The 25,390-nt window shown below is 66.9% G+C and carries 24 protein-coding genes; 12 read left to right on the plus strand and 12 right to left on the minus strand.

Annotated features, from left to right (window positions below):
* The first annotated feature begins 10 nt into the window (after positions 1-10).
* A complete protein-coding gene (locus tag H9639_RS14605) occupies positions 11-1,033 on the plus strand; it encodes a LacI family DNA-binding transcriptional regulator (protein WP_225219641.1) in 1,023 nt (340 codons plus the stop codon).
* Positions 1,034-1,088: 55 nt separating this feature from the next.
* Here the strand turns inward: H9639_RS14605 and H9639_RS14610 are convergent, their stop codons facing one another.
* Positions 1,089-2,756, minus strand: a complete 1,668-nt coding sequence (locus tag H9639_RS14610) for a thiamine pyrophosphate-binding protein (RefSeq protein ID WP_404799763.1) — start codon at positions 2,754-2,756, stop codon at positions 1,089-1,091.
* A gap of 181 nt (positions 2,757-2,937) precedes the next feature.
* On the opposite strand from H9639_RS14610, the gene H9639_RS14615 reads away from it, so the two are divergent.
* Entirely contained in the window at positions 2,938-3,741 is an 804-nt protein-coding gene (locus H9639_RS14615) for a cyclase family protein (RefSeq protein WP_191808806.1), read from the plus strand.
* A 21-nt stretch (positions 3,742-3,762) separates the two neighbouring features.
* Here the strand turns inward: H9639_RS14615 and H9639_RS14620 are convergent, their stop codons facing one another.
* The gene (locus H9639_RS14620) at positions 3,763-4,395 is read right to left on the minus strand and encodes an FMN reductase (RefSeq protein WP_191808807.1); all 633 of its coding nucleotides are present in this window, start codon (positions 4,393-4,395) and stop codon (positions 3,763-3,765) included.
* A gap of 96 nt (positions 4,396-4,491) precedes the next feature.
* Between H9639_RS14620 and H9639_RS14625 the strand changes: the two genes are divergently transcribed.
* Both H9639_RS14625 and H9639_RS14630 read left to right on the plus strand, forming a co-directional pair.
* Entirely contained in the window at positions 4,492-5,094 is a 603-nt protein-coding gene (locus H9639_RS14625; RefSeq protein WP_191808808.1) for a GNAT family N-acetyltransferase, read from the plus strand.
* Between the two features lie 177 nt (positions 5,095-5,271).
* Positions 5,272-5,811 (plus strand): hypothetical protein, encoded by a 540-nt coding sequence (locus tag H9639_RS14630; protein ID WP_191808809.1) that lies wholly within the window; start codon positions 5,272-5,274, stop codon positions 5,809-5,811.
* 62 nt (positions 5,812-5,873) lie between these two features.
* Here the strand turns inward: H9639_RS14630 and H9639_RS14635 are convergent, their stop codons facing one another.
* Positions 5,874-7,541 (minus strand): FAD-binding dehydrogenase, encoded by a 1,668-nt coding sequence (locus tag H9639_RS14635; protein ID WP_191808810.1) that lies wholly within the window; start codon positions 7,539-7,541, stop codon positions 5,874-5,876.
* A gap of 187 nt (positions 7,542-7,728) precedes the next feature.
* Here H9639_RS14635 and H9639_RS17095 point away from each other — a divergent pair, with 187 nt between their 5' ends.
* Positions 7,729-7,860, plus strand: coding sequence for a hypothetical protein (locus H9639_RS17095; RefSeq protein ID WP_263598561.1), 132 nt, complete (start codon positions 7,729-7,731; stop codon positions 7,858-7,860).
* 111 nt (positions 7,861-7,971) lie between these two features.
* Here H9639_RS17095 and H9639_RS14640 read toward each other — a convergent pair whose 3' ends face one another.
* On the minus strand, positions 7,972-8,208 hold the full coding sequence (locus H9639_RS14640; RefSeq protein WP_191808811.1) for a YegP family protein: 237 nt from the start codon (positions 8,206-8,208) through the stop codon (positions 7,972-7,974).
* Positions 8,209-8,329: 121 nt separating this feature from the next.
* Positions 8,330-9,310 (minus strand): asparaginase, encoded by a 981-nt coding sequence (locus tag H9639_RS14645; protein ID WP_191808812.1) that lies wholly within the window; start codon positions 9,308-9,310, stop codon positions 8,330-8,332.
* A gap of 228 nt (positions 9,311-9,538) precedes the next feature.
* On the opposite strand from H9639_RS14645, the gene H9639_RS14650 reads away from it, so the two are divergent.
* Positions 9,539-10,216 (plus strand): HAD family hydrolase, encoded by a 678-nt coding sequence (locus H9639_RS14650; protein WP_191808813.1) that lies wholly within the window; start codon positions 9,539-9,541, stop codon positions 10,214-10,216.
* A gap of 25 nt (positions 10,217-10,241) precedes the next feature.
* The gene (locus tag H9639_RS14655) at positions 10,242-10,436 is read left to right on the plus strand and encodes a hypothetical protein (RefSeq protein WP_191808814.1); all 195 of its coding nucleotides are present in this window, start codon (positions 10,242-10,244) and stop codon (positions 10,434-10,436) included.
* 24 nt (positions 10,437-10,460) lie between these two features.
* On the opposite strand, the gene H9639_RS14660 is transcribed toward H9639_RS14655, so the two are convergent.
* The gene (locus H9639_RS14660) at positions 10,461-12,998 is read right to left on the minus strand and encodes a Tex family protein (protein WP_191808815.1); all 2,538 of its coding nucleotides are present in this window, start codon (positions 12,996-12,998) and stop codon (positions 10,461-10,463) included.
* A 200-nt stretch (positions 12,999-13,198) separates the two neighbouring features.
* Between H9639_RS14660 and H9639_RS14665 the strand changes: the two genes are divergently transcribed.
* Positions 13,199-14,875, plus strand: a complete 1,677-nt coding sequence (locus H9639_RS14665) for a thiamine pyrophosphate-dependent enzyme (protein WP_191808816.1) — start codon at positions 13,199-13,201, stop codon at positions 14,873-14,875.
* Positions 14,876-14,961: 86 nt separating this feature from the next.
* On the opposite strand, the gene H9639_RS14670 is transcribed toward H9639_RS14665, so the two are convergent.
* The 3 genes from H9639_RS14670 to H9639_RS14680 all read right to left on the minus strand — a co-directional run bounded on the left by H9639_RS14670 (position 14,962) and on the right by H9639_RS14680 (position 16,587).
* Positions 14,962-15,438 (minus strand): MarR family winged helix-turn-helix transcriptional regulator, encoded by a 477-nt coding sequence (locus H9639_RS14670; RefSeq protein ID WP_318242108.1) that lies wholly within the window; start codon positions 15,436-15,438, stop codon positions 14,962-14,964.
* Positions 15,439-15,440: 2 nt separating this feature from the next.
* A complete protein-coding gene (locus H9639_RS14675) occupies positions 15,441-16,184 on the minus strand; it encodes an SDR family NAD(P)-dependent oxidoreductase (RefSeq protein WP_191808817.1) in 744 nt (247 codons plus the stop codon).
* Positions 16,185-16,290: 106 nt separating this feature from the next.
* The gene (locus tag H9639_RS14680) at positions 16,291-16,587 is read right to left on the minus strand and encodes a DUF503 domain-containing protein (RefSeq protein WP_191808818.1); all 297 of its coding nucleotides are present in this window, start codon (positions 16,585-16,587) and stop codon (positions 16,291-16,293) included.
* Positions 16,588-16,749: 162 nt separating this feature from the next.
* On the opposite strand from H9639_RS14680, the gene H9639_RS14685 reads away from it, so the two are divergent.
* The 4 genes from H9639_RS14685 to H9639_RS14700 all read left to right on the plus strand — a co-directional run bounded on the left by H9639_RS14685 (position 16,750) and on the right by H9639_RS14700 (position 20,855).
* A complete protein-coding gene (locus H9639_RS14685) occupies positions 16,750-17,502 on the plus strand; it encodes a cytochrome c oxidase assembly protein (RefSeq protein WP_191808819.1) in 753 nt (250 codons plus the stop codon).
* A 128-nt stretch (positions 17,503-17,630) separates the two neighbouring features.
* A complete protein-coding gene (locus tag H9639_RS14690) occupies positions 17,631-18,824 on the plus strand; it encodes a type III polyketide synthase (RefSeq protein WP_191808820.1) in 1,194 nt (397 codons plus the stop codon).
* A gap of 4 nt (positions 18,825-18,828) precedes the next feature.
* Positions 18,829-19,560 (plus strand): class I SAM-dependent methyltransferase, encoded by a 732-nt coding sequence (locus tag H9639_RS14695; RefSeq protein WP_191808821.1) that lies wholly within the window; start codon positions 18,829-18,831, stop codon positions 19,558-19,560.
* An 8-nt stretch (positions 19,561-19,568) separates the two neighbouring features.
* The gene (locus H9639_RS14700; protein ID WP_318242109.1) at positions 19,569-20,855 is read left to right on the plus strand and encodes an FAD-dependent oxidoreductase; all 1,287 of its coding nucleotides are present in this window, start codon (positions 19,569-19,571) and stop codon (positions 20,853-20,855) included.
* 32 nt (positions 20,856-20,887) lie between these two features.
* Here the strand turns inward: H9639_RS14700 and H9639_RS14705 are convergent, their stop codons facing one another.
* The 3 genes from H9639_RS14705 to speB all read right to left on the minus strand — a co-directional run bounded on the left by H9639_RS14705 (position 20,888) and on the right by speB (position 25,211).
* Positions 20,888-22,468, minus strand: coding sequence for a Na+/H+ antiporter (locus tag H9639_RS14705; protein WP_191808823.1), 1,581 nt, complete (start codon positions 22,466-22,468; stop codon positions 20,888-20,890).
* Positions 22,469-22,587: 119 nt separating this feature from the next.
* Entirely contained in the window at positions 22,588-24,243 is a 1,656-nt protein-coding gene (locus H9639_RS14710) for a thiamine pyrophosphate-binding protein (RefSeq protein WP_191808824.1), read from the minus strand.
* The gene (gene speB, locus H9639_RS14715; RefSeq protein ID WP_318242110.1) at positions 24,240-25,211 is read right to left on the minus strand and encodes an agmatinase; all 972 of its coding nucleotides are present in this window, start codon (positions 25,209-25,211) and stop codon (positions 24,240-24,242) included. The genes H9639_RS14710 and speB overlap by 4 nt, the downstream gene beginning before the upstream one ends.
* Positions 25,212-25,390 lie beyond the last annotated feature (179 nt).

Consider the following 25,390-nt stretch of genomic DNA (forward strand, 5'->3'; position numbering starts at 1 on the left):
TCTCGAAATTTTGTCGAAAACTGAGATGAGCACCAAGGCGACCTTGGCTTCCGTCGCAGCCCTCGCCGGCGTATCAATCTCGACGGTGTCGAAGGTCCTCAATGGGCGCGAAGACGTGGCCGAAGGCACGCGGCGGAGGGTCCGGGAAGCATTGAGCCAATCCGGCTACCAGCAGCCGGGGCAGCGCCATAGCAGCGCAGCTTCAGTGCTCATCGACGTCGCCGTCGACAGCGTCACCACCGCCTACTATGCGGAGGTGATGGAGGGCATTCTTGAGTGCGCCCAGACTCAGGGCGCCGAGATTGTGCTGTCCAAGACGGGAGGCACCCGACCTTCAGTGGCTGAGCGGGCCGAGAAAATGCAGGCGTCAGGGCGCCGCGGGCTGCTCCTGGTCACCTCCCGCTGGTCCCCCGCCGAAATCCGCGAGGTGAAGAGGCGGGGAATTGCCGTGGTAGTCATCGACCCCATAAATCCGCCAGGCCGCGGTGTCACGAGCGTGGGCGCCACGAACTGGGCCGGAGGCAAGTCTGCAACCGAGCACCTGCTCGGGCTCGGCCACTCGCGCATCGCGTTCATCGGCGGGCCTCAGAGCGCCGAATGCAGCCAGGACCGCGAGCACGGCTACGTGGCGGCCCTGCTCGAACGCGGCATCCAGGTGGCCGAGGACTACATTCTGGCCGGCGGCTTCGATCCGGAGACCGGGCGGCGCGGCCTGGATCAGCTCCTCGCGTTGCAAACGCCGCCGCAGGCCATCTTCGCCGCCTCGGACAGCATAGCGCTGGGTGTTTTGGCAGAAGCCCAGACCCGCGGCGTCGCGGTTCCCGAGGAGCTGAGCGTGGTCGGTTTCGACGGCACCTACATCAGCGAGCTGACCTCGCCACAGCTCACCACCGTGGCCCAGCCGTTGCGGGACATGGGCTGCACGGCTGTGCGTGCCCTGCTGCGTGAAATGGACGGCCAGCGGGCAGATTCTGCCCGGGTCGAATTGGCAACGCAGCTGCTCGTCCGCTCCTCAACGGCTCGCGCCCGCTGAACCCGCCCGCGGATCAGCGCGACCGAAGCCCATTAGCCCCGGAGCAAATCCGGGGCTAATGGCCTTTAAACGCTTCCGCCAGCCACCAGGCACCGCCGTCGGACGCGATTTTGGCGTCGATGACCAGAGGAGTGTCCCGTGGGCCCGCCAGCCAGCCCGCAACCGCCGCCAGGTCCCCTCGGCTGCGGACAGTGATCCCCGAAGCTCCGTAGCCGCGGGCGATCGCGGCAATGTCGGTATCCGGGAAAGTCACCGTTCCGATGTCCGCCGGCGCGTCCCCGGTGCCGAAGTGGTGAACCTCGGCGCCGTACGCGGCGTCGTTGTAGACAATGGCAACCAACGGCAGCCGCAGCCGGACGGCCGTTTCCAGTTCGGAGATCCCCATCAGGAAGCCGCCGTCGCCGGTGCCCAGCACCGGCAGGCGGTCCGGGCGCGCCAGAGCCGCTCCTATCGCCGTCGCCAGACCCAGCCCCACTGACTGGAATGCCTGGGTGAAGCAGAAGCCGAACTCGTCCGGCACCTGCAGATGGGTGGCGGGATAACCCATGAAATTACCGGAGTCCACCGACACCAGCCGCTCCGCCGGGAGCAGGGCATCGAGTTCCAGGCTCAGCACCCGCGGATCGATCTGCGTGGCCGTGGAAAGATCCTGAACGGGGACGTCGCGCCAGCGCGAACCGGCCGCGATCCGCTCCGCCGTCGCACGGCACCGGTACTTCTCCACGGGTTCCGGCTCCACGGCCCGGAGTTCGGCCAGCACGTCTTCAGCGGTTGCCGCACAGTCACCGGTGACACCCAGATGAACTTCCCGGTTCGCGCCCAGCGCCGCGCCGTCGACGTCCACCTGGAGGACGGCAGCATCCGGGTTGATCAGGGATCCGTGGCGCATGGTCCACATGTTCAGGGTGCAGCCCCAGCCCACAATCAGGTCCGCACCGCTGATCAGCGCAGCGGTTTCCGGCGTCGAGAATCCCCCGGAAATGCCCAGGTTGAACTCCTCGCCGTTGAAGAGTCCATTGGCGACAGCAGAGGTGGCCAGCAGAGCTCCCGAGTGGGCGGCGAGCGCCGCTATTTCGGGTCCTGCGTGCCGTGCTCCGCGGCCGGCAACGAAAACCGGACGCTGTGCGTTGGCCAGCAGATCGGCCATTCCACGGACCAGGATGGAATCCGGGCGAATGCGCCCGGCCGGGGCGACCGGAGGAACAACGTCAGGAGTGTCTTCCGGAGCCGGCTGGGCCTGCACGTCGAGCGGCAGGCTGAGGACAACGGTGCGGCGTTCGTTCAGTGCCGTGCGGAAGGCACGGACAGTGTCGGCCAGGGCGCTCTGCGCGGAGTGCACCCGTTCCGGGACGGCGCCCAGGCTGCGGGCAAAGGCATCCTGATCGATCCGGAAGTTCGAACGGACGGCGGCGCCGGCGGTGTCCGCGGTCAGCACGATCATCGGAGTCCGGGACTTCGCCGCTTCGCCGATGCCGGTGGCGGCGTTTGTCAGACCGCATCCCTGATGAGTGCTGAGGACGCTGACCAGCCCCGACATCCGGGAGTAGGCGTCGGCCATGGTGGCTGCCCCGCCTTCATGCCGGGCGGCGGTGAACGGCACACCGTATTCCCGCAGCGCGTTGGTGACGTGGAAGTTTCCGCTGCCCACCACACCGAAGGCATGTCCTGCCCCCAGCTGGGCCAGGGTGCGGCCCACCAGCGAGGCGATATTCATCTTGTCCATCCGACGCGGCTCCTGCCTTGGTTCTTCTGCGCTGTCCCAGCAAGAACTCTAGGCCGCCGGACGCGGGAGCCCTCAACGGACGGGCGTCACAACCGGCTCGTGTGACTTCGCTTTACCTGCAGGTCAGCGCCCGAACGGTATTCTCAGGCAAACGCTCCTCCATCCCGGACAGGACCTGCACATGAGTCTCCACAGCACTGAACCCGGTGTTATCCCGGCCCTGCTCGCCGCACTCGACGGCGGCTCCCTGGAAATCATCGACCTCACCGCTCCGCTGAGCGCCGGAATTCCCACCCTGAAGCTGCCGGCGCCGTTCACGAACCTGATTGACTTCCAGCTGGAGGAGGTCAGCGCTTTCGACGGGCCCGGACCGTTCTGGAAGCACAACAACATCCACACCGGGGAGCACATCGGCACCCACGTGGACGCGCCGTCGCACTGGATCACCGGCCGCGACGGGGACGATGTGTCACAGATCCCGGTGCAGCGGCTGGTGGGGCCCGCCGTCGTCCTGGACTTCAGTGCCGAAGCGGCAACCGACCCGGATTTCCTGGTCGAGGTGGACCACATCAAGGCTTGGGAGGCCGAGCACGGCGCACTGCCGGACGGCGGGTGGCTGCTGCTGCGCACGGGCTGGGACAAGTTCTTCGACGACGCCGATGCCTTCCTCAACACTGACGACACCGGCTCCCACACGCCGGGACTGTCCGCGGACTGCGCGAAGTGGCTGGCGGAGGAAACCCCGATTGCCGGTCTGGGCGTGGAGACGGTGGGGATCGACGCCGGGAATGCCGGGGCGTTCGATCCTCCCTTCCCGGTGCATTACTACCTGCTGGGCAACAACAAGTACGGCGTCACGCTGCTCCAGAACCTGGCGCAGCTGCCCCCGACCGGTACCCTCATCGTTGTGTCCCCGCTGAAAATCGTCGGTGGAACGGCCAGTCCGGCGCGTGTGCTGGCGCTGGTGGAATCCGCCGGCGCCTAACCGGCCGCTTTCCCGCAGCCCCTAGGCCGGGCGCGCCTGGACCTGGGCGAGCAGCTGCTCAAAGGGCAGCGACTCGTTCGGGTTCTGCCGGGGAGCCGGTGCGGGCGCGTCCCCCAGCAGGGCAAGGAGCTCGGATCCTGCCCGCCGGACCCGGCGGTCCAGGGTGCCGGTCCCGTCGGTGCCCGCTCCCCAGTCATCGGGGGCAGCAAAGACGGCAGTGGGCGTGATGCGGGCGCGAAGGTAACTGAACATTGGACGCAGGGCGAAGTCCAGGACCATGGAATGCCGGGCGCTGCCGCCGGTGGCGCCCACCATCACGGGTTTGCCGTCCAGGGCATCCTTGTCGATCACATCGAAAAAGGACTTGAACAGGCCGCTCATCGACGCGGTGAACACCGGGGTCACCGCGATCAGGGCGTCGGCGTCGATCACCTCATTAATAAGCGCCTCCAGGTTCGGTGGCGCAAAACCGGAGACCATGGCGTTGGCGATGTCCACGGCGTATTCCCGCAGCTCATACGTGGTCACCGAGGCCTCATGCCCGGCATCCTGCAGGCTCTGCCGCGCCGCGGCACTGAGCTGATCAGCCAGCATACGGCTGGAGGAAGGCGTGCCCAATCCTGCGGAGAGAGCTACGATCCTGCGTTCGGCCATGACGGCCCCTTTCCTAGATTCAAACCTGTAGATGTTATTGCATCTACTTTGAGAACCCTGCCGGGCTGCCGGTTATTCCCGCCCTAGGATGGGGCCATGACTTTCCAGGATTACTCCACGCCCGTTCCGCTGCAGGGCAATACCGTCCGTCTGGAACCCCTGAGCCGTGACCACGTGCCGGAGCTTCGCGATGCCGTGAAGGACGGGGAACTGTGGAACCTTTGGTACACCCGCATTCCCACGCCGGAGAAGATGGCCGAAGAGGTGGAGTCCCGCCTGGCACAGCAGGCAGCCGGCGCTATGGCACCCTGGGTGATCCGCCGCCTGGACACCGGGATGATTTGCGGAATGACCACCTACCTGAACATCAAGGCCGAACACCGGCGGCTGGAAATCGGCTCCACCTGGCTGGCGGCGAGCGCCCAGCGAACCGCTGTGAACGCCGAAGCCAAATACCTGCTGCTTACCCGTGCCTTCGAGAACCTGGACTGCATTGCTGTGGAGTTCCGCACCCACTGGCACAACCATGCCTCACGGGGGGCCATTGCCCGGCTCGGCGCCAAGCAGGACGGGGTACTGCGCAGCAACGAACTCTGGGTGGACGGCTCCCGCCGCGACGTAGTGGTTTTCTCGATCCTTGACAGTGAATGGCCCTCGGTCCGCCTGGGTCTGCGGCATCGGCTGGCGCCTCTGGCGTAGTCCGCACAGGGCAGTTGCATCGTGGCGAAGGTGGCCAGCAGGCCCAAAAAGAGGCTCAATATCCGCCTTGTAGGGGAGGCCAAAGTGACTGAAGTTCACTAAGCTGACTTTCGTCATGCGCCGGAGGCCTCTGCACCCGCCGGCATGTACCGCTTCGCAGACACTCTGAGGGGAACCATGCAAGAGCCTCCGGCAAATAACTACAGCTACAACGCCTATGCGAGCAACCAGGCGCCGTCAGCGCCGCCCGCTCCCGTCCGCCCGCAGCAGGTCGATCTGGGCTTCTGGCTGCTGATTGCCGCTGCAGTGCTGAGCGTCATCAGCATTCCGGTCGGCATGGCCTGGCTGAACTCCAGCGGCTACCAGGAGTCCATGATTGCTGCCGGAATCTCCGCGGACCAGCTGGATGCCCTGATCTCCGCCACCGTGGTGATGACCCTGTTCTTCGCCGTTGTCAGTGTGGCCATCTCAGTGCTTGTGGCACTGTTCATCCGCAAGGGCCACAACTGGGCCCGGATTGTGGCGACCGTCTTCGCTGCCCTGTCCCTGTTCAACCTCACCGGCCTGGCCACCGGTGGACTGATGGCCCTGACGTCGGGACTGGGCGTGCTGCTCCCGGTTGTCGCCGTTGTCCTTCTGTGGATGAAACCGGCCACAGAGTACTTCCAGGCCGCCAAGGCCTACCGCCAGTATAAGAACTTCAACCCGGGCGCTTAGCACCTGGGAAACGGAGCCGGTACCAGATTTTCTGGTACCGGCTCCGTTTCGTTAACCGTGCCTCAACGTGCCGCGGCCCGTCCCGCGGCCCGTCCGCTGAACAGGCACCCGCCCAGGAATGTGCCTTCCAGCGACCGGTAGCCGTGCATCCCTCCCCCACCGAATCCTGCGGCTTCCCCGGCAGCGTAAAGTCCCGGAACCGGTGAACCGCCGCTGCTGAGCACCCGCGAATCCAGATCGGTTTCCAGTCCGCCCAGGGTCTTGCGGGTCAGGACGGAGAGCCGGACGGCGATCAACGGGCCGTCCTTCGGCTCCAGGATCGGCCGCGGCGTGGCAGTGCGGATCAGCCGGTCCCCCAGATAAGCGCGGGCACCGCGGATGGCGGTAATCTGGGCGTCCTTGCTGAACCGGTTGGCGATCTCCCGGTCCCGGGCCTGCAGCTGCTCGAGCACCGACTCAGCGGAAAGCACCGGCGCGGTGCCCTCCGTGGAGGACTTGGCAAGCGAGTTCATGGCTGCCACCAGCTCCCCCACAGTGCCCGCGGTGAGGAAATCCTCCCCCTGGTCCAGGAATTTCTGCACCGGGCCCGGCACCCCGGCAGCCGCCCGGCCGAGCACGTCCCGGACAGATTTCCCGGTCAGGTCTGGGTTCTGTTCGGATCCGGAGAGCGCGAATTCCTTTCGGATGATTGCCTTATTGAGAATGAACCAGCTGTAGTCATACCCGGTGCCGCGCAGGTACTCCAGTGTGCCGAGCGTATCGAAACCGGGGAAGAGCGGGCCCGGAAGCCGGTTACCGGCAGCGTCCAGCCACAGGGAGGACGGGCCCGGAAGGATCCGGATGCCGTGGTTGGGCCATACCGGGTCCCAGTTCCGGATACCCTCGACGTAATGCCACATCCGGTCAGGGTTGATGATCCGGCCGCCGGCGGCCTGCACCGCTTTTAGGCCCCGCCCGTCCACATGCCCGGGCACTCCGCTGAGCATCCGTTCCGGCGGCGCTCCCAGGCGCTTCGGCCAGGCAGAGCGGACCAGCCCGTGATCACCGCCAATGCCTCCGGTGGTGACGACGACGGCGCCGGCTGAAAACTCGAATTCTCCCTCCGTGCCGCGCACCGCCGGGCGGCCGCGCGGCGTCGTCGTCCGTTCCAGGCGGGTCCCGCGCACCCCGGTGACCGCTCCGCCGCTGGTCACGAGCGCCTCCATCCGGTGGTTGCAGGCCAGATGCACCAGGCCACGCTCCATCCCGTCCCGGACCCTGGCTTCAAACGGTGCGGTGATCCCGGGCCCGGTGCCCCAGGTGATATGAAACCGCGGGACGGAATTTCCCGGGCCGGTGGCACCGTAGCCGCCGCGTTCAGCCCACCCGACCACGGGGAAGGACCGATGCCCCATTTGGTGCAGCCAGGACCGTTTCTCACCGGCGGCGAAGTTCACATAGGCTTCGGCCCAAAGGCGCGGCCAGTAGTCCTCCTCGCGGTCGAACCCCGCGGTTCCCAGCCAGTCCTGCCAGGCCAGCTCCACCGAGTCCTTGACCCCGAGGCGGCGCTGTTCGGGCGAGTCCACGAAGAACAATCCACCAAAGGACCACCAGGCCTGGCCACCCAGGCTCTGTTCGCCTTCCTGTTCGACCAGAATGACGGAGCGCCCGGCGTCGACAAGTTCCGCGGTGGCCGCCAGGCCGGACAGGCCGGCCCCCACCACAATGACATCTGCCTCGTTTCGCTGCATCCGGCACACGCTACCGGCCGCCCCGCGCTCCTGCCTAGACCCGCCCGGAGCCCTAGGCTCCTGTCCCGAGCCCCTGTCCAGCGGGACCGCCGCTTCCTAAACTGGGACAACGAGGGCCGTTCCGCGAAACGAGCCGGCACCGGCCGGCTGCGACCCAGGCACGGACAAATCCCCACCGGAGGTACGTATGAGCACCACTCCGCATGACGAAGACCGCAGCCACAACGAAAGCCCGGCAGAAGGAGACCAGACCTCACAGCCGGACTCCAGCCGTGAGCATTCCCAGGACGCCGCCGAAGGCGACGAGGAACAGACATAGGAGTCCGGACGTAAGTCCAGATATAGCAGTCCAGACATAGCAAAGGCCTTCTGTTTCCCGGCACTTTTTGGCTCCGGGGACAGAAGGCCTTTGAGGATGCTGCTGTTGCGGCTAGGAAGCCTTGGCCCGGCCGGGATTTCTGCTGGCGTCCGCGATCACGTCGGCATCCTTGCTGTGGTCAACCACGGGACCGGTACCCGCGATTTCGCGCAGCTGCTCGATTCCGGCCGCGGCGGCCGCTTTGGTGGGGAACATGGCCGAAACTGCCATGAGCGCCCCGTCACCGGAAATGAGCTTGATCCGGAATGCGCCGTCGTGGGCGTCAACCAGCTTAAAGTAGCCCGACATCACTTACCTCCTTGTAAGGGGTACCTTCAGTGCCATTAATGGTAAGCCGACTGAGCAGCTTTGGGACCCCCTGTGGAAGAACTGTCAGCGAAGATACCTGATCGATATCTTTGCCCGGGACTTAGCCGCCGCTGCGGGCTGTGCCGGAGGTAAGCGCCTGCAGGATTTCGTCCTGCGTGGCCGGCAGAGACGTCAGCAGGGCAGCCAGCATCCGTGCCTGTGACGGGCCAAGATCTCCGCTGGGGATCGCTCCGGCGCGGACCAGATCCACGCCGCCTCCGGCACCGTAAGCAGGAACCACTGGACCGGAGGGAACCCTGGAACACAGGATCACGGGGCAGCCTCCGCGTACCGCGTCCTGGACAGCTTCAGCGAATCCCGCACCGGCGTTGCCGGTCCCCGTTCCGGCAAGGACAACCGCGTTCGCTCCGGATCTGACCGCGTCCGTGAACAGGTCCGGCGTCGTGCCCAGGGCACAGTGAATGATTTCCACCCGGGCATTGTCGAAGTCCTCGCCGGGCAGTGGCAGGGCGGCAGGACGGACCGGAACCGCCGTGACGTGGAGCGTCCCGGCGATGAAGTGCGCCACCGGAACGCCGCCGGAAAAGGGATTGGCGGCAAGAGTGTGGGTTTTGCGGGTGCCGCGGGCCGCGAAGATCTGCCCGGCGAAGGAAATCAGGACACCCGCTCCGCGCAGCTGGCTGGCTGCCGCCGCAGCTACGGCTTCCTCAAGATTGGCCGGTCCATCTGCCGCGGCGCTGTCCGCGGTCCGCTGCGCACCGGTGAAAACCACCGGTTTGGGCGATTCATGGACCAGGTCCAGCAGGAATGCGGTCTCTTCCATGGTGTCGGTACCGTGCGTTATAACAACGCCGTCCACACCTTCATCCGCAACCGCGTCCCGCACTGCTTCCGCAATGCCCCGCACGTCTGCAAACCGAAGCTGGAAGCTGTTGACATTCGTGAGGTCCTGCATCGAATAACCGTGCCGTCCGGAAAGGCCTGCGGCCACTTTCTCCGCCCGCTCGGCCGATGTTGCCCCGTCCCTGCCGGTCCGGGACGCAATGGTCCCGCCGGTCGCCATAATCCTGATGTGGGCCACTGAACCGCTGTCCTCTCGCCGGCATCACCACAGCCAACATAAGCCCGCTTCCGGTGCCGTGGCTAGGACTCCGGGACATTCGCGCGGTCCGCGGCGGGCAACCCGCTCCGGGACCTAGACTGGCGGCATGGCAGATACGGTCACTCCGGAGCTCCGGCCCACCCGGCGCCGCATCCACAGCCTCGCTAGACTCGGAGAATCCACTGCACCTACACAGAGGGGATCTGCATGACTGAGATACGCGGCGTACTTTTCGACGTCGACGGGACGCTGGTTGATTCCAACTACCTCCACACGGTGGCCTGGTGGCAGGCTTTCCGCCGGCTGGACTATGACATTCCGATGGCCGGTATCCACCGGGCAATCGGCATGGGCGGAGACAAACTCATTGGCCACCTGCTCGGTGCTGATCCGGACCCAGAGGTCGAAGAGCAGCTGGATTCCACCCACGCTGCGGTTTTTTCCACCTTCTGGCCCTCCCTCCGGGCGTTCGACGGCGCCGCGGAGCTGCTGCGGGCCACCGCCGGCCGGGGACTCGCCGTCGTGCTGGCCTCCTCCGCTTCGGCAGCCGATCTGGGCGCCCTGCGTGAGGCGATCAATGCCGACGATGCAATCACCAAGGCCACCAGCTCCTCCGATGCCTCGGAAAGTAAGCCGGCGCCGGACATTCTCCAGGCCGCCCTGGACTCGGCAGGACTGGAGGCCGGCGAGACTATCTTCGTGGGCGATTCCGTCTGGGACATCGAGTCGGCCGGAAAACTGGGGATCCCTACCGTGGCACTGACCTGCGGCGGCACCAGCGAGGCGGAACTGCGCGACGCCGGCGCCAAACAGGTATTCGCCGGACCCCGGGACCTGCTGGAAGGCCTTGAGGACAGCCTGATTGGCCAGCTAAGCAACCGCTAACACGCTTCTTTTCGAAAGGACCCCGATGACCACCGAACCCACCGAATCCGCCCACAACGCCGAGAACATCCGCGAAGAGCAGGGGACGCATGCAGCCGGCACCGTGCCCGCTGCTTATCTGGGAGGAGCCGGGGAGGCTGGCCGGCGGCCGGAAGACGCCCTGCAGGAGCCGGACACCGCCGACGCTGAAGACGCCGCAGTGGCCGACGCAGACGACTGACTGGCGCCGGGAAGCGCAGCTGCGCTAGACCAGTCCTGCGCGTCGCAGTGCCTCCGCCATCGCCCCATCCGGGGCCGCGGAAGCAGTGCCCTTCCGCGCGGCGCCTCTGGGTGCGCTCTCTTTCGGCTGCGCACCTGACCGGCCCCGGCCGGTCTGGCTGTTTCCCTTGGCCTGGCCGCTTCCCGTGGTTTGCGTGGCCCGCACCGGAGGCTTTGGCCCGCGGCGGTCGGCGTTGCCTCTGCCGCTGCCGCGGGCAGAGCCGTTGCCGTTGCCGTTGCCGGAAGCAGAACCGGAACCGTTGCCGGAACGCGGGGACGGCGCGTCGTCGTCGAGCCGCAGGCTGAGGGAAATGCGGTGCCGCTCCGGGTCCGCCTCCATGACCTTGACCTTCACAACCTGCCCGGACTTCACGACGTCGTGCGGGTCGGAAACGAAGGAGGAGGACATCGCGGAGACGTGCACCAGTCCGTCCTGGTGCACACCGATGTCTACAAAGGCGCCGAAGGCAGCCACATTGGTGACAACGCCGTCCAGCACCATGCCCGGGCGCAGGTCGGCGATCTTTTCGATGCCCTCGGAGAACGTGGCCGTTTTGAACGCCGGGCGGGGATCACGGCCGGGCTTGCGCAGCTCGGACATGATGTCCAGAACGGTCGGCAGGCCGGTGGACTCGTCGACAAAGGCAGAGGGGTCCAGTCCGGTCAGATCCGCACCGGCGGGGCTCATCTCAGCCTTCGCGGCGGCCAGGATCCGGCGGGCGATCGGATAGGACTCAGGGTGCACGCTGGAGGCATCCAGCGGCTCCGTTCCCCCGGTGATCCGCAGGAAGCCGGCACACTGTTCAAAGGCCTTGGCCCCCAGACGGGGAACCTTCATCAGATCCGCGCGGCGGGCGAAGGGTCCGTTGGCGTTGCGGTACGCCACGATATTCTCGCTGAGCAGCGGGCCGACGCCGGCCACCCGGCTCAGCAGCGCAGGGGAGGCAGTGTTCACATCCACCCCCACGGCGTTGACGCAGTCCTCGACCACCGCGTCCAGGGACCGGTCCAGCTTCGCGGCGGTGACGTCATGCTGGTACTGCCCCACACCGATGGACTTGGGGTCGATTTTCACCAGTTCGGCCAGCGGGTCCTGCAGCCGCCGGGCGATTGAAACGGCGCCGCGCAGGGAAACGTCCATACCCGGCAGTTCCGCCGAGGCCAGCGCAGACGCGGAATAGACGGAGGCACCAGCCTCGGAAACCACCAGTTTCTGCAGGTTCGCCTCCGGTACCAGGCGCATCAGTTCCGCTGCCAGCTTGTCGGTCTCGCGGGACGCGGTGCCGTTGCCCACCGCCACCAGTTCGATCCCGTGCTTTTTCACCAGGTTCGCCAGCCGCACCAGCGCATCATCCCACTTGCGGGCGGGCGGATGCGGATAGATCGTGTCAGTGGCCACCACCTGGCCGGTGCCATCCACGACGGCGACCTTGACGCCGGTGCGCAGGCCCGGGTCCAGCCCCAGGGTTGCCCGGTTGCCGGCCGGAGCGGCGAGCAGCACGTCGCGGAGATTGGCGGCAAAAACCCGGACGGCCTCCGCCTCGGCGTCCTGGAACAACCGCACCCGCAGGTCCACTGAGAGCTTCGCCAGGATCCGGCGCCAGGCCAGCTGCACGGTTTGGCGCAGCCACGCGTCGGCAGCACCACCGCTGGCTGCCACGCCGAGCCGGGCTGCCACCGAATTCTCGAACCGCTGCCGCGCCGCAGCTGCAGCTTCAGCATCGGCCGGATCGGCCTCGGCCAGCCCAAGCTCCAGGATGCCTTCCTTCTCCGCGCGCAGCAGGGCCAGCACCCGGTGCGACGGCATCCCGGAAGGCGCCTGGGAATAGTCGAAGTAATCCGCGTACTTCTGCCCCTCGGTTTCCTTGCCCGGACGGACAGAGGAACGGAAGCGGCCCTGCTTCCACAACTTTTCCCGGGCTGTGGTCAGCAGATCTGCGTCCTGGCCTGCGCGCTCAACCAGAATGGCGCGGGCGCCGGCGAGCGCCTCGGCGGTGTCGGGGACGGCGTCGCCCAGGTACCGGGCCGCTTCGGTCTCCGGGTCCAGGGCGGGATTCGCCAGCAGCGACTCGGCCAGCGGCTCCAGCCCGGCTTCCCTGGCGATCTGCGCCTTGGTGCGGCGTTTGGTCTTGTACGGCAGGTAGATGTCCTCAAGCCGGGACTTGGTGTCTGCGGCCTCAATCACCGCACGCAGCTCAGAAGTCAGTTTGCCCTGCGCCTCGATGGCTTCCAGGATGGCCCGGCGGCGGTCCGCCAGTTCACGCAGATACCTCAGCCGTTCGTCCAGCTCACGGAGCTGAGCGTCGTCCAGGGTTCCGGTTACTTCCTTGCGGTAGCGGGCAATGAAAGGAACGGTTGATCCGCTGTCCAGGAGTTCGACGGCGGCGCGCACCTGCCACGGCGCGACGCCGAGTTCCCGGGCAATCTGCTCATGCAGCTGTGCGGCGGAATCGGTGCGGACGGGCGCAGGAGAGACCGATCCGGGTTGGCGGGACGCTGACTGCGGGGCGACGGTGAGGCTCACCCGCCCAATTGTTCCTTATCAGCGCCGAATGCGGCCAACCCCGGACCAAGACCGATCCGGAAATGCTGAGCGGTCATTGACACAATGGCTCATGCTCTGCGGAACCGGGCCTTCTATGGGGTAAACATAGGGATGCGCCGCCCGGCCGCGCCGCGGCGCCGGGACGCGCTGTTCAGCGTTTCAATGGAGAAAGGTCAAAGATGACTCAGATTGCCCCGGTATCAGCCCCCGCTGCAGCACGGGCGGAGGTGAAGACCGCCGGACATGTCATTGTCGATTCCCTCATCGCCCACGGCGTGAAACGCACCTATGTAGTTCCCGGCGAGAGCTTCCTCGATGTTCTGGACGGCCTGCATAACAGCGAGGTGGAAACCGTGGTCTGCCGCCATGAAGGCGGAGCCGCCTACATGGCCGAGGCAGACGGCAAGATGAACCAGCTGCCCGGCATCGCCATGGTCACCCGTGGACCCGGCGCGGCGAATGCGCACGTGGGGCTGCACACAGCCTGGCAGGACTCCACACCGATGGTGCTTTTTGTTGGTTTGATCCCTTTCGAGCACCGGGACCGCGAAGCGTTCCAGGAATTCGACATCAAGGCCTGGTTTGATACCGGTGCCAAGCGCGTGATGGTCCTGGACCACCCCGAACGTGCGTCCGAGATCGTGGCCGAGGCGTTCTTCGCCGCCATGAGCGGCCGCCCGGGTCCCGTCGTCGTCGGCCTCCCGGAAGATGTGATCCGGAAGGAGATCAATGCCACGCTGCACCCGCCCATCCCGGTGGCACCGGGCGGCATGACCGTGACGGACTGGAAGGCACTGCAGGCTGCGCTGAAGGAGGCGGACAAACCGCTGTTTGTCACCGGCGGCAACGACTGGACCCAGGAGGGCGCAGACACGCTCACCCGCTGGCTGGAAGAACACCACCTCCCGGCCGCAGCCGAATGGCGCTGTGAAGGGACCATCTCCTTCGATTCCCCCTCCTACGTGGGCCCGATCGGCTACGGCCGGCCCAAACCCACGTATGACCTGCTGGAGGAAACCGATCTGCTGGTGTTTGTGGGCACCGTGCCCGGTGACGTGATCACCGACGGTTTTGTGGTGCGCCAGGACTGGGAGAAGAAGAACTTCCTGGTCACGATCGACCCGTCCATGCGCGGCCGCTCCGGTCCGGTGTCCTACCAGATCGTTGCGAAGCCGGATGTGTTCGTCCGGGACCTGGTGCTGATGGACCTGCCGGTCAAGGAAGAGTGGAAGGCCTGGACCTCCCGGATGCGGCAGGAGCAGGAGAAGTTCGCGGCCCTGCCGCCGGCCGAGCCGTCGTCCGGGCAGGCCCGGATGGACACGCTGATGGCGAACCTCGTGCCGTCGCTGCCGGAGGACGCCGTGATCACCCTCGGCGCCGGTGAACACACCAACTGGGCGCACCGTTACTTCCCCACCCGGCGTTACGCCTCGATGCTCAGCGCCCGCAACGGGTCCATGGGCTACTCGGTGCCGTCCGCCATCGCCGCGTCCCTCGCCGCCCCGGGCCGCAGGGTTGTCACCATTGCCGGCGACGGGGAGTTCCTGATGAACGGACAGGAGCTGGCCACCGCCGCTCAGTACGGCGCCACTCCCCTGGTGATCGTGATGGACAACCAGGAGTACGGCACTATCCGCACGCACCAGGAACGCCACTATCCGGACCGGATCTCCGGCACGCAGCTGAAGAACCCGGAGTTCGCGCTGATGGCGCAGGCATTCGGCGGCTTCGGTGTGAAGGTGGAGCGCGACTCCGAGGTGCCGGCAGCGCTCGAGGCGGCACTGCGCGCGATCGATGAGGACAAAACGTTTGCCCTGATCCACCTGGTTGTGGAGCAGCGGGTCAAGGCCTACTAGGCCCGCTTTCCGGCCGGCGGAATCCGCCGGCCGGGAGCAGGTCCGGCCTCTGGGTTACGTCCTCGGTCCAGGTCCGGCCTCTGGGGCTACCGCTGGTCTGCATCCCGCAGGGTGCCGGCCACCCGCTGGGTTTCCGCCTCGAACCGGGACAGGAGCCGTACCAGGTCGCTGCGGTCCCGGGCGTCCCAGCCCTCGAGCAGCTGGTCCACCAGGGAGTTCCCCGAGCGCCGCAGGGCCTTCCCCGCCCGTTCTCCCGCCTCGGTCAGCGCGATCAGCGAGGCCCGCGAATCCAAGGGGTCCGGGGTCCGGCGGACCAGCCCGGCTGCTTCGAGCCGGGCCGTGATCTTGGAAATGTTGGAAGCTCCCGTGACCATCCGCTCGCTCAGCGCCGAGGGGCGCTGGGCACCGGCATTGTTCAGGATGGACAGCAGCGTGAGCGCTGCCGGATCCAGGACCACTCCCTCGCGGGCGGCCACCGCGGTGGTGAACCCGGGAGCTGTCCACTGCGCCAGCAGGCGGTTCAGGACCTCAATCAGCTCAGTATTCTGATCCGCGTGCGCCACGGTTAGGCTTCGGTTCCGCCATCGACGCGCAGCACAACGCCGGTGATGAAGGATGCCTGCTCCGAAAGGAGGAAGGCGGTGGCATTGGCGATGTCCTCCGGCTGTCCCAGGCGCTTCATGGGGATTTCCGCGGCGTACCCGGCCTTCGCCTCGGCCGGCAGCGATGCCAGGGCTGCGGTTTCGATGGCACCCGGTGCCACGGCGTTGACGCGGATGCCCTGCTCCGCACATTCCTTGGCGACGCTGCGGGTTAGTGAAACCACCCCGTGTTTTGCTGCACCATAGGGTGTGAGCTGCGGGGTGGCGCTGATGCCGGCCAGCGAGGCGATGTTTACGATCGAGCCGCTGCCCTGCTCCACGAAGTGGGCCATCTGAGACTGCAGGGCCAGGAAGGTTCCGCGCAGTGTCACGTTGATGCTGCGGTCCCACTCTGCGGCGGTGATGTCCTGCACGGGCTTGGGCATGGCCCCAACGCCCGCGTTGTTCACGGCCAGATCCAGGCGCCCGAACGTCTCGACGGCAAACGGAACCAGCGCGTTGACTTCTTCAACCTCTGCCACGTTGGCGTGCTTGTACGCCGCGCGGCCGCCGGCGGCTTCGATCAGGGCAACAGTTTCCGCGCCGGCCTCGTCATTCACATCCGAGACGACGACGGCGGCTCCCTCGGCAGCCAGCCGCAGCGCAATAGCCCTGCCGATTCCGGCGCCGGCGGCGGTGACGAGTGCTGCTTGGTTCTCAAAAAGCATGGAAAATCTCTCTTCTACGGATCACATTTACTGTCGTTCGGACAGCATATACCCGGAAGATCGGGTGCCTAACCATCGTGTGCGGCGGCCCACTGGGAGTGGTGAGCTATTCGTCCTCCCCCGCCAGAATGCGGCGCCGGGTGCTGAGCAGCTGGACTTCGGGCCGTCCGGCCACCATCCGTTCCGCCGCATCCAGAGCCTCCACCACGTGCGCCCGGTCAGCCGCCACCACGGCAATGCCCACGGCCGCACGGCGATGAAGGCCGAGGTGCCCGGATTCAGCAGCGGACACAGCGAACCGGCGGTGCAGCTCGGCGACCAGGGGACGGACCACAGAGCGTTTCTGCTTAAGCGAATGCACATCAGCCAGCAGCAGATCGAATTCCAGGCTCCCCGTCCACATGCGTTCCATCCTTGCCTGCTGCCGGCAGCTGTCAACCGGTGATTCCGATGCCGCGTTTTACCGGCAGGGGGTGCCTGCCCGGCAGCAGCAGTGCTAAGTTCGCCCGCATGACGCCGTCGCTCCTCGTGCGTTTCCGGATCTCCCTTCAGCAGTGCCCCGGCCATGCATAACCACGGCGCCTTTTCCGCGGAATCACTGTTCCTGATTCCCGCCGTCGCCGCTGTTGCCGCCTACTGGGCCGGAATGGCTTCGGCGAAATCCGGCCGGTGGGCGGCCTGGCGGCTGGTGAGCTTTATTGCCGGTGTCCTGGCCGTTCTGGCCACCCTGCTTGAGCCCCTGGCGGGATGGGCTCACCGGGACTTCACGGCACTGGCGTTCTCCCACATCCTGGCTGGCATGGTGGGCCCGCTGTTGCTGGTGGCGGCCCGTCCCGCTGCCCTGGCCCTGCGGACCCTGGACGATTTTCCCGCCCGTCGGCTGCGCCGGGTCCTGGAGAGTGCCCCCTGCCGCTTCCTCTCCCATCCCGCAACCGCCACGGTGCTGGTGGTTGCGGGCATGTGGGCGATGTTCCACACCAGCCTGTTTACGGCCATGCAGGAGTCCATGCCGGTGCACTGGCTGGTCACCGGATATCTGACGGGAACCGGTTGCCTGTTCACCGCCGCTGTCCTGGGCACCGCTCCGGCGCCGCACAGCTTCCGGCAACGCGCAGCCGCCCTGCTGGCCGCAGCCGCAGCGCACGCTGCTCTCGCCGTCGGCCTGCTGGCTGCTCCGCCTCCCGGCGTGGTGTCCGGAGCTCCCGGGGCGCTCATCCTGCTGGGAACCGGTGCTGCCGTTCAGGCAGTTCTGGGGCTGTTCCTGCTGGATCAGCAGCAGGGTCTGGGCCGGCGGCTGCCCCAGTCCCGGAAGACGTAATTCGGGGGCGCCCCTCCACTCTGGGAAACCCACCGTTCGGCGCAGGCGGTGCGGGCACCAGCAGCTTCGGCCAGAACCGGGCGGACCGGACCATTGTGTCCTGCCACACCTTTCCCTAACAATGGAGGATGCCAGTCACGCTGAGATCCCTCGAAACGGCCGTCCCTCCCACTGTCCTTGTTCAGGACCAGGTCCGCGACGTGTTCGCTGCGCAGCCGGGTCTAACCCGGCTCGGCACCCGCCTGGTCAACACCTGCTTCAATTCGGCCGCAATCGATACCCGGCGGACCGCTTTGGAAGAGCTCACACTCAACTCCACGGCCGAGGATCCACAGTTCTATGACCCGCAGACCGGGTTGCTCCTCTCCCCCAGCACCAAGACCCGCAATGACATCTTCGCTGCGGAAGCCACCAAGCTGTTTGTTGAAGCCGGGCACGCCGCAGTGGAAAACTGCCCGGGCATCTCACCCGCGGACGTGACCCACGTGGTGACCGTGTCCTGCACTGGCTTCTACAATCCGGGGCCGGATTACAAACTGGTCCGCGCCCTGGGGCTGAACCCGTCGGTGCAGCGCTATCACCTTGGGTTCATGGGCTGCTATGCCGCTTTCCCGGCGATGCGCGCAGCCAAGTCCTTCTGCGATGCCGATCCGGACGCCGTCGTTCTGGTGGTCAGCGCTGAGCTGTGCTCGCTGCATGTGCGCTCCTCCAACGATCCGGACAGCATCATGGGCTCCTCACTGTTTGCCGACGGCGCAGCGGCGGCCATCATTACCGGCCGCGATCTGCCCGGCGAAAGCCCAGCAATAGTCCTGGATCATTTCGAGACCATCCTCACGCCGGTCGGCGAGGAGTCCATGGCCTGGAACATCGGAGATCAAGGTTTCGAGATGGTCCTGGGGACCTACGTGCCGCACATTATCGACGACCACATTGTCGGTGCCCTGAAGCCGCTGCTGGCCCGTGATCCTTCCCTCGCGGGGCTTGCCTACAACGATATTGGCCACTGGGCCATCCACCCGGGCGGGCGCAGCATCCTGGACAAGGTGGAGGCCAAGCTGGAGCTCACCCCGGAGCAGCTGGTGCCGGCACGGGAGACTCTGCGGAACTTCGGCAATATGAGCTCCGCGACAGTCATGTTCGTGCTCAAATACATCCTGGAACAGCCGTTCACCGGAGGGAACGAGCGGATTTGCTCCATGGCCTTTGGACCCGGACTGACCGTGGAAACCGGGCTCTTCACCCGTGTCCCGGGAACAGCAGCCGCATCCGCGCAGAGTGCCGCAGCGGCTGCCGAGCCGGTTCCGGCTGCCGTGGGTTAGGCCCATGCCCCTCTTGGACACCGGTGCGCCGCCGTTTTTCCCGCCGGACCTCAGCCGCCGGGCGGTAGACGCAGTGGAGGAAATGGACCGCCCGGACTGCGATCCGGTCCGGCTGGAACGCACCTATGCGCAGTTCCCCGTGATCAACGCGGTTGTCTCCGGATGGCGCAGGAACTACCGCCGATTTGTGCGGCCGGCGCTCAGCACCCAAGGCGGCGGCACCGTCCTGGACATCGGATCCGGCGGCGGGGACCTGGCCCGGGCACTGGCCCGCTGGGCACACCGGGACGGCCTCACCGTGGCGGTCACCGGGATCGATCCGGATCCCCGGGCCCATACCTACGCCGAGTCCCAACCAGCGGTCCCGGGCCTGACGTTCCGCGCCGCGTTCAGTTCGCAGCTGGTCGCTGAGGGCCAACGGTTCGATGTGGTGCTCTCCAACCACGTGCTGCACCACCTCGATACCCAGGCTTTCGACGGGCTGCTCGCCGACTCACAGGCACTGGCCCGGGCCCTGGTGCTGCACAGCGACATCGAACGCAGCCCGTGGGCCTACGGCCTGTTCTCCGCAGGGACCCTGCCGTTCTTCCACGGGTCCTTCATCCGGGCCGACGGCCTGACCTCGATCCGCCGCAGCTACACGTCCGCTGAGCTGGCTGCCGCGGTGCCGGCCGGATGGGAAGTCCGGCGGCAGCGGCCCTGGCAGAACCTGCTCCTACATCGGCCGGGCCGGTGACTGGGGCAGTGCTGGGACCAGCACCCGGGGCCGGGGCCGGGGCCGGGGAGGTGCTCGAGGTTGACGTTGCCATCGTCGGGGGCGGGCCGGTGGGCCTGGCGCTGGCGATTCTCCTGGTGCAGGAGGGAGTGCGGGTCACGGTCCTGGAACGGCGGACGGAGCGCAGCAGCCATTCCCGTGCCATTGGAATTCATCCGCCCGGGCTGGTGGCACTGCAAGGCACCGGAGTAACCGGCCAGCTCACGGCCGAAGGGGTCCAAATCCGCAGAGGCGCCGCCCGGACCCGGGACCGCAGCCTGGTCTCCATCCGTTTCTCCCGGACCTCCACGCCCTATCCCTATGTGCTGGCCCTGCCGCAGGAACGCACCGAAACCATCCTCGAGGAACGTCTTCAGTCCCTGGACCCCACTGTGCTGCAGCGCGGGCGGACGGTAACCGGGCTGGTGGATACCGGGGCATCCGTTCTCCTCGCGGGCAGCAGAAGGGCCAGCGTTCGAGGCGCCGAGCCTGCCTCCAGCCGGCTCGCCAGCGCTCTCGGTGCCGAAACCGGCAGTCCGGACGATGTCCGCGCCGACGCCGTTGCGGGTGAGGACGCAGGTTTCGCGGTTCATGCGGCCTTCGCGGTAGCGGCGGACGGCGCCCGGTCCCCCGTGCGCAGCATGCTCGGGGCCGCCGTCACGGAACGCACCCTGCGGGATCACTATCTGATGGGCGATTTCCCCGACACCACCGGCGACGGCCCAACGGGCGTGCTGTATCTGGAACCGGAGGGCATCGTCGAGTCCTTTCCGCTGCCCGGGGGCAAGCGGCGCTGGGTGGCCCACACCCGCAGCCTGCGGACGGACGCCGATGCCAAGGCCCTGGCCAGCATGGTTCGGGAACGCACCGGCCAACAGCCCAGCGCGGCCGGGAACTCCATGCTGAGTGCGTTTTCTGTCCGGACGGCCCTGCCGCGGCAGCTGGTCCATGGCCGGACCATTCTGGCCGGCGATGCCGCCCATGAAGTCAGTCCCATCGGCGGCCAGGGCCTCACCCTGGGCTGGCTGGACGCCGCGGAACTGGCACCGCTCCTCGCGGCCGGTGTGCGCGGTGAAAACGTCCAGGCGCAGCTGGTGCAGTTCGACCGACGACGACGGCGGGCCGCCAGGATTGCCTCAGCCCAGGCCCGGCTCAACATGGCGCTGGGCCGTCCACTCCCCGCACGGCTCATGCGGGTCCGCAACACGGCACTCTCAATCCTCTTCCGGGCGCAGCCGGTCTCTGATCTGGTAGCCCGCCGGTTCACCATGCAATAGCAGGCAACAGCTTGCAGCGGCCGGCAGCAGCCTTACCGCGGGCCGTGGTCCAGGGTGACGGTGCGCAGGTCGAGGCGGCGCAGCACACGGTCCACAGCTTCGGGGTCCACCCCGGACTGCCGGCGGGCCGCCAGCACTTCCTTCCGGGCTGCGGCCAGTGCTTCGCGCTGAACGGCGTCCATCACTTCCAGCGTCGCTTTGAGCTGCAGCATCTTCTGGGGGTCGTCCTCGGCATCGGCACCCAGGATGGAGTGCAGCGAGGACATCCGCCGCGCCAGCGCAGCGCGCCGCTCGGGCGGCAGGGCGTCCGCCGCCGTCGAGCGTTTCATGGTTTCCAGGGCTGTGCGTTCGGCGCGGCGGGCCAGCTCCCGCTCCTGCCGTTCGATCGCCTTGTGGTCGCTGGGCAGATTCAGTTTGCGCATCAGCCACGGCAGGGTCAGGCCCGGCAGCACCAGGGTGACCAGCAGGACGGATCCGGCCGCGACGATCATGAAGTTGCGGCCCGGCAGCTCCTCCCCGGCGAGGTTGGTGGCGGGCAGAGCCAGCGCCAGTGCCAGCGTGGCCAGGCCGCGCATGCCGCACCAGGTGAGAACCAGGACTTCCTTCAGGGACCCGGGAACCGCATTGCGCTTCTCGGTTCCGCCGAACCGGTAAATCCCGTACATCCAGAGGAAGCGCACCAGCACAACGGCGGCGCAGACGGCCGCAACGCCGGGGATGAAGGTGAAGATCTCGCTGCCTTCATCCTCGATCACGTACCGCATTTCGATTCCCACCAGCCCAAAGGCCACTCCGGTGGTCAGCAGCTCCACGACTTCCCAGAAGGCGGTGCGGGTCAGGCGCTCCTGGGAGTCCTGCGGCCGCGCCCGGCGCCCCAGTTCCAGCGCTGTGACGACGACGGCGACAACGCCGGAGAAGTGCACTTCCTCGGCCAGGATGTACACGGCGTAGGGGGCCACCAGCGTCACAGCCGACCGCGCCACCAGATTGGGCACAAACCGGTTGAGCGCGCCCACAAGCCAGCCCATGGCAAGGCCCAGAGCCACCGCACCGGCCGCGCCGATCAGGAATTTGGGAACAACATCCCAGCCGACGTCCCCGCCGCTGACGGCCGCTGCCACCGCGGCCTGGAAGATCACAATGGCGATCGCGTCGTTGAAAAGCCCTTCCGTCTGCAGGACGGTGACCAGGCGGCGCGGCATGTTGACCTTGCCGGCAACGGCTTCGACGGCAACGGGATCCGGCGGGGCCACAATGGCCCCCAGCGCGATCGCCGCGGGCAGTCCGATGGCCGGAACCAGGGCCCAGGAAATGCCGGCAACCACCAGCACGGTAACGGCAACCAGAGCCACGGCCAGCAACACGAGGGAACGCCAGCGGAGCCGGAACACTGACCAGGAGCTGCGCTGGGCAGCTGCGTAAAGCAGCGGCGGCAGGAACAGCGGCAGGATCAGTTCCGGGTCTATGTGAATCTCCGGCAGCACGGGCAGGAACGCGAAGAGCGCCGAGAAGATGAGCATCAGCACCGGATAGGGCAGCCGTATCCGCTCCCCGATGCCCACCACCAGCACGGTTCCGAAGAGCAGGCCGACCAGCAGGATCAGGAATTCCACGCCTGGAACCCTTTCTGGGCGGCTGAACGCCGCCTCGCCGGGTATTGGTTCACCACAGACCTCCCAAGTAGTTGCCTGAGTAAACTTTATCGCAGCTTCCTGAAGGGCTCTCGGGAAACCTACGCCTCGAGGTGCGTGGGGGCGAAGAGCCGCAGCAGGGTTTCCACCACGACGACGTTCGGGCCTTCCTGTGCGAAGGAGTCCTCCAGCGCCTGGCCTACGTTCTCCGGTGCCACCCGCCGGGCGGGAATCCCGAAGGACTCGGCCAGCTGGACGAAGTCGGGTCCGGCCAGCTCGGTGGCGGTGGCCTTGCCAAACGCATCGACCATGTATTCGCGGAGCACGCCGTAACCGCCGTCGTCGACAATGAGCCAGGTGACGGGCGCATTGTGCTGCCGGGCCGTGGCCAGTTCGGCAATGGAGTACATCGCCGACCCGTCACCGGACACGGCGAGCACGCGCTCGTTGAGGCCTACCGCGGCGCCAATCGCGCCTGGATAACCGAAGCCGAGGCCGCCGGCGCCCTGGGCGGAATGGAAGCCCCCGGACTTGGCGTCCCAGCAGCTCCAGGCCCAGTAGGCGGCGATGGTCATGTCCCAGAAGGTCTGCATCCCGGCCGGCACAGCCGCCCGGATGTCCGCCATGAACGTTCGCTCATGGCGCAGATCCTGGGCATCAAGCCGGGCCGTGATACGTGCCAGCGTGTCTGCCGTGAGTTCTTCGGGTGTCTGGCCGTGCCAGTCCGGGGTCTGGGCCGGATCTTCAAGCGCGGCGTCGAGGGCCGCAAGTGCCTGCCCGGCGTCGGCCCGGATGCCCAGGGCCGGACCGTTGGATTCCAGCACCCGCGGCTCGGCATCGATCTGGATGATCCGTCCGCGCGGGGCGAAGGTGAAGTAGTTGGAGGTGACTTCCCCGAGGGAGGACCCGATGACCAGCAGGACGTCGGCGTCCTCCAGCAGCTCGGTGGCCCACTTGTCCTCCACCCAGGACTGCAGGGAGAGCGGGTGGGTCCAGGGGAAGGCACCCTTGCCGCCGGGGGTGCAGATCACCGGTGCCCGGAGTTTCTCCGCCAGGGAAAGCAGGTGTGCCTCGCCGCGGCCGCGGCGGGTGCCGCCGCCGGCAATGATCGCCGGGCGGCGTGCGGCGCTGAGCCACTTCACCGCCTCGGTGACCAGTTCACGGCGCGGCGGATTGTCGAAGGGTTCGGCCAGGGCGTCCTCCACTGCGGGCACCACGATGGGCGCCAGCAGGACGTTCTGCGGTACCTCGACCCACACGGGGCCCATGGGAGAGGAGATCGCTTCCGTCCAGGCGTCCTGGATGGCGGAGGGAATACCGGAGGCATGCTGGATCAGGCGCTGGCTCTTGGTGACGTTCGCAGCCGAAGCCTTCTGGTCATCGAGCTGGTGGAGCATACCGCGGCGGCGGGCGCCGAGTCCCTCGATCGGAATCTGGCTGGCAACCACCACCATGGGCACACCGGTGGCGTAAGCCTCCTGCAGCCCGGCCAGCGAGGTCAGCGCCCCGGGGCCGGTGGAGAGGAAGAGGACGCCGACTTCGCCGGTGGCGCGGGAAAACCCGTCTGCGGCGAAGGCGGCATTGTTTTCCACCCGGGAGGAAACGAACTCCAGGGAGGAACGGGACAGGGCATCAAACAGCCCGAGCGCATGCTGGCCCGGGATGCCGAAGACCGTGGTGGCGCCCAGCGCTTCCAGGGTTTCGACGACGAGGTCTCCACCGTTGCGTACCGCGGCACCGGGCGCCACCTGGCTCATGCGGAAAGCCCCATCAGGGTGATCAGGTCGTACGCGACGTGGGAGGCGGCTACGGCAGTGATGTCCGCGTGGTCGTAGGCCGGGGCGACCTCCACCACGTCAGCTCCGACGAGGTTCATGCCGCGCATACCGCGCAGGATTTCCAGCAGCTCGCGGCTGGTAATGCCGCCGGCCTCGGGGGTTCCGGTGCCGGGAGCGTGCGCGGGGTCCAGCACATCGATATCCACCGAGATGTAGAGCGGACGGTTGCCGATCCGGTCCCGGAGCTTCGCGACAACTTCATCCACGCCCTGGCGGAACACGTCCGAGGAGGTCACGATGCCGAAGCCGAACCGCTTGTCATCCTCCAGGTCCTTCTTGCCGTAGAGCGGGCCGCGGGTGCCCACGTGGGAGATCGCTTCGGTGTCCAGGATGCCTTCCTCCACTGCCCGGCGGAACGGGGTGCCGTGGGTGTATTCGGCGCCGAAGTAGGTGTCCCAGGTGTCCAGGTGCGCATCGAAGTGCAGCATGGCAACCGGCTCTCCGGCGCGCTCTGCGGCGGCACGCAGCAGCGGCAGGGCGATGGTGTGGTCCCCGCCGAGGGTCACCAGCTTGGTGCCGCCTTCGGTCAGGTCGAGGGCACCTGCCTGGATCGTTTCGATGGCTTCGTTGATGTTGAACGGGTTCACTGCGAGGTCACCGGCGTCGGCGACCTGCAGGTTCTCGAACGGGGAGGTGTCCTGCGCCGGGTTGTACGGGCGCAGCAGGCGGGAGGCTTCGCGGATGTGGTTGCCGCCGAAGCGGGCTCCGGGGCGGTAGGAGACACCGGTATCAAAGGGTACGCCAACCACGGCGACGTCGGCATGCTCTACCTGGTCCAGCCGCGGAAGACGTGCGTAGGTGGCTGCTCCTGCGTAGCGCGGGATTTGTGCTGCGTCGATCGGGCCGACTTTGCCATTGACGTTGATGCGCGGCTGGTTCTTGTCCACTGAGTATCTCTTCCGGTTTGGTTCTGTAGTGCCGTAACGGCATCTGCTTAGATGCTATCCGCCCAGACTGCAAAAGTTATCTAATAGGCATCAAATGTTTATCGACACGCTAAAGTGGAAGACCGGTTGGCGTCAAGACTAGGCTGTGACTATGGCGGACCGGGCGAGCTTTGCGAACA

Source organism: Arthrobacter gallicola, assembly GCF_014836775.1.
Classification (GTDB): Bacteria; Actinomycetota; Actinomycetes; order Actinomycetales; family Micrococcaceae; genus Arthrobacter_B; species Arthrobacter_B gallicola.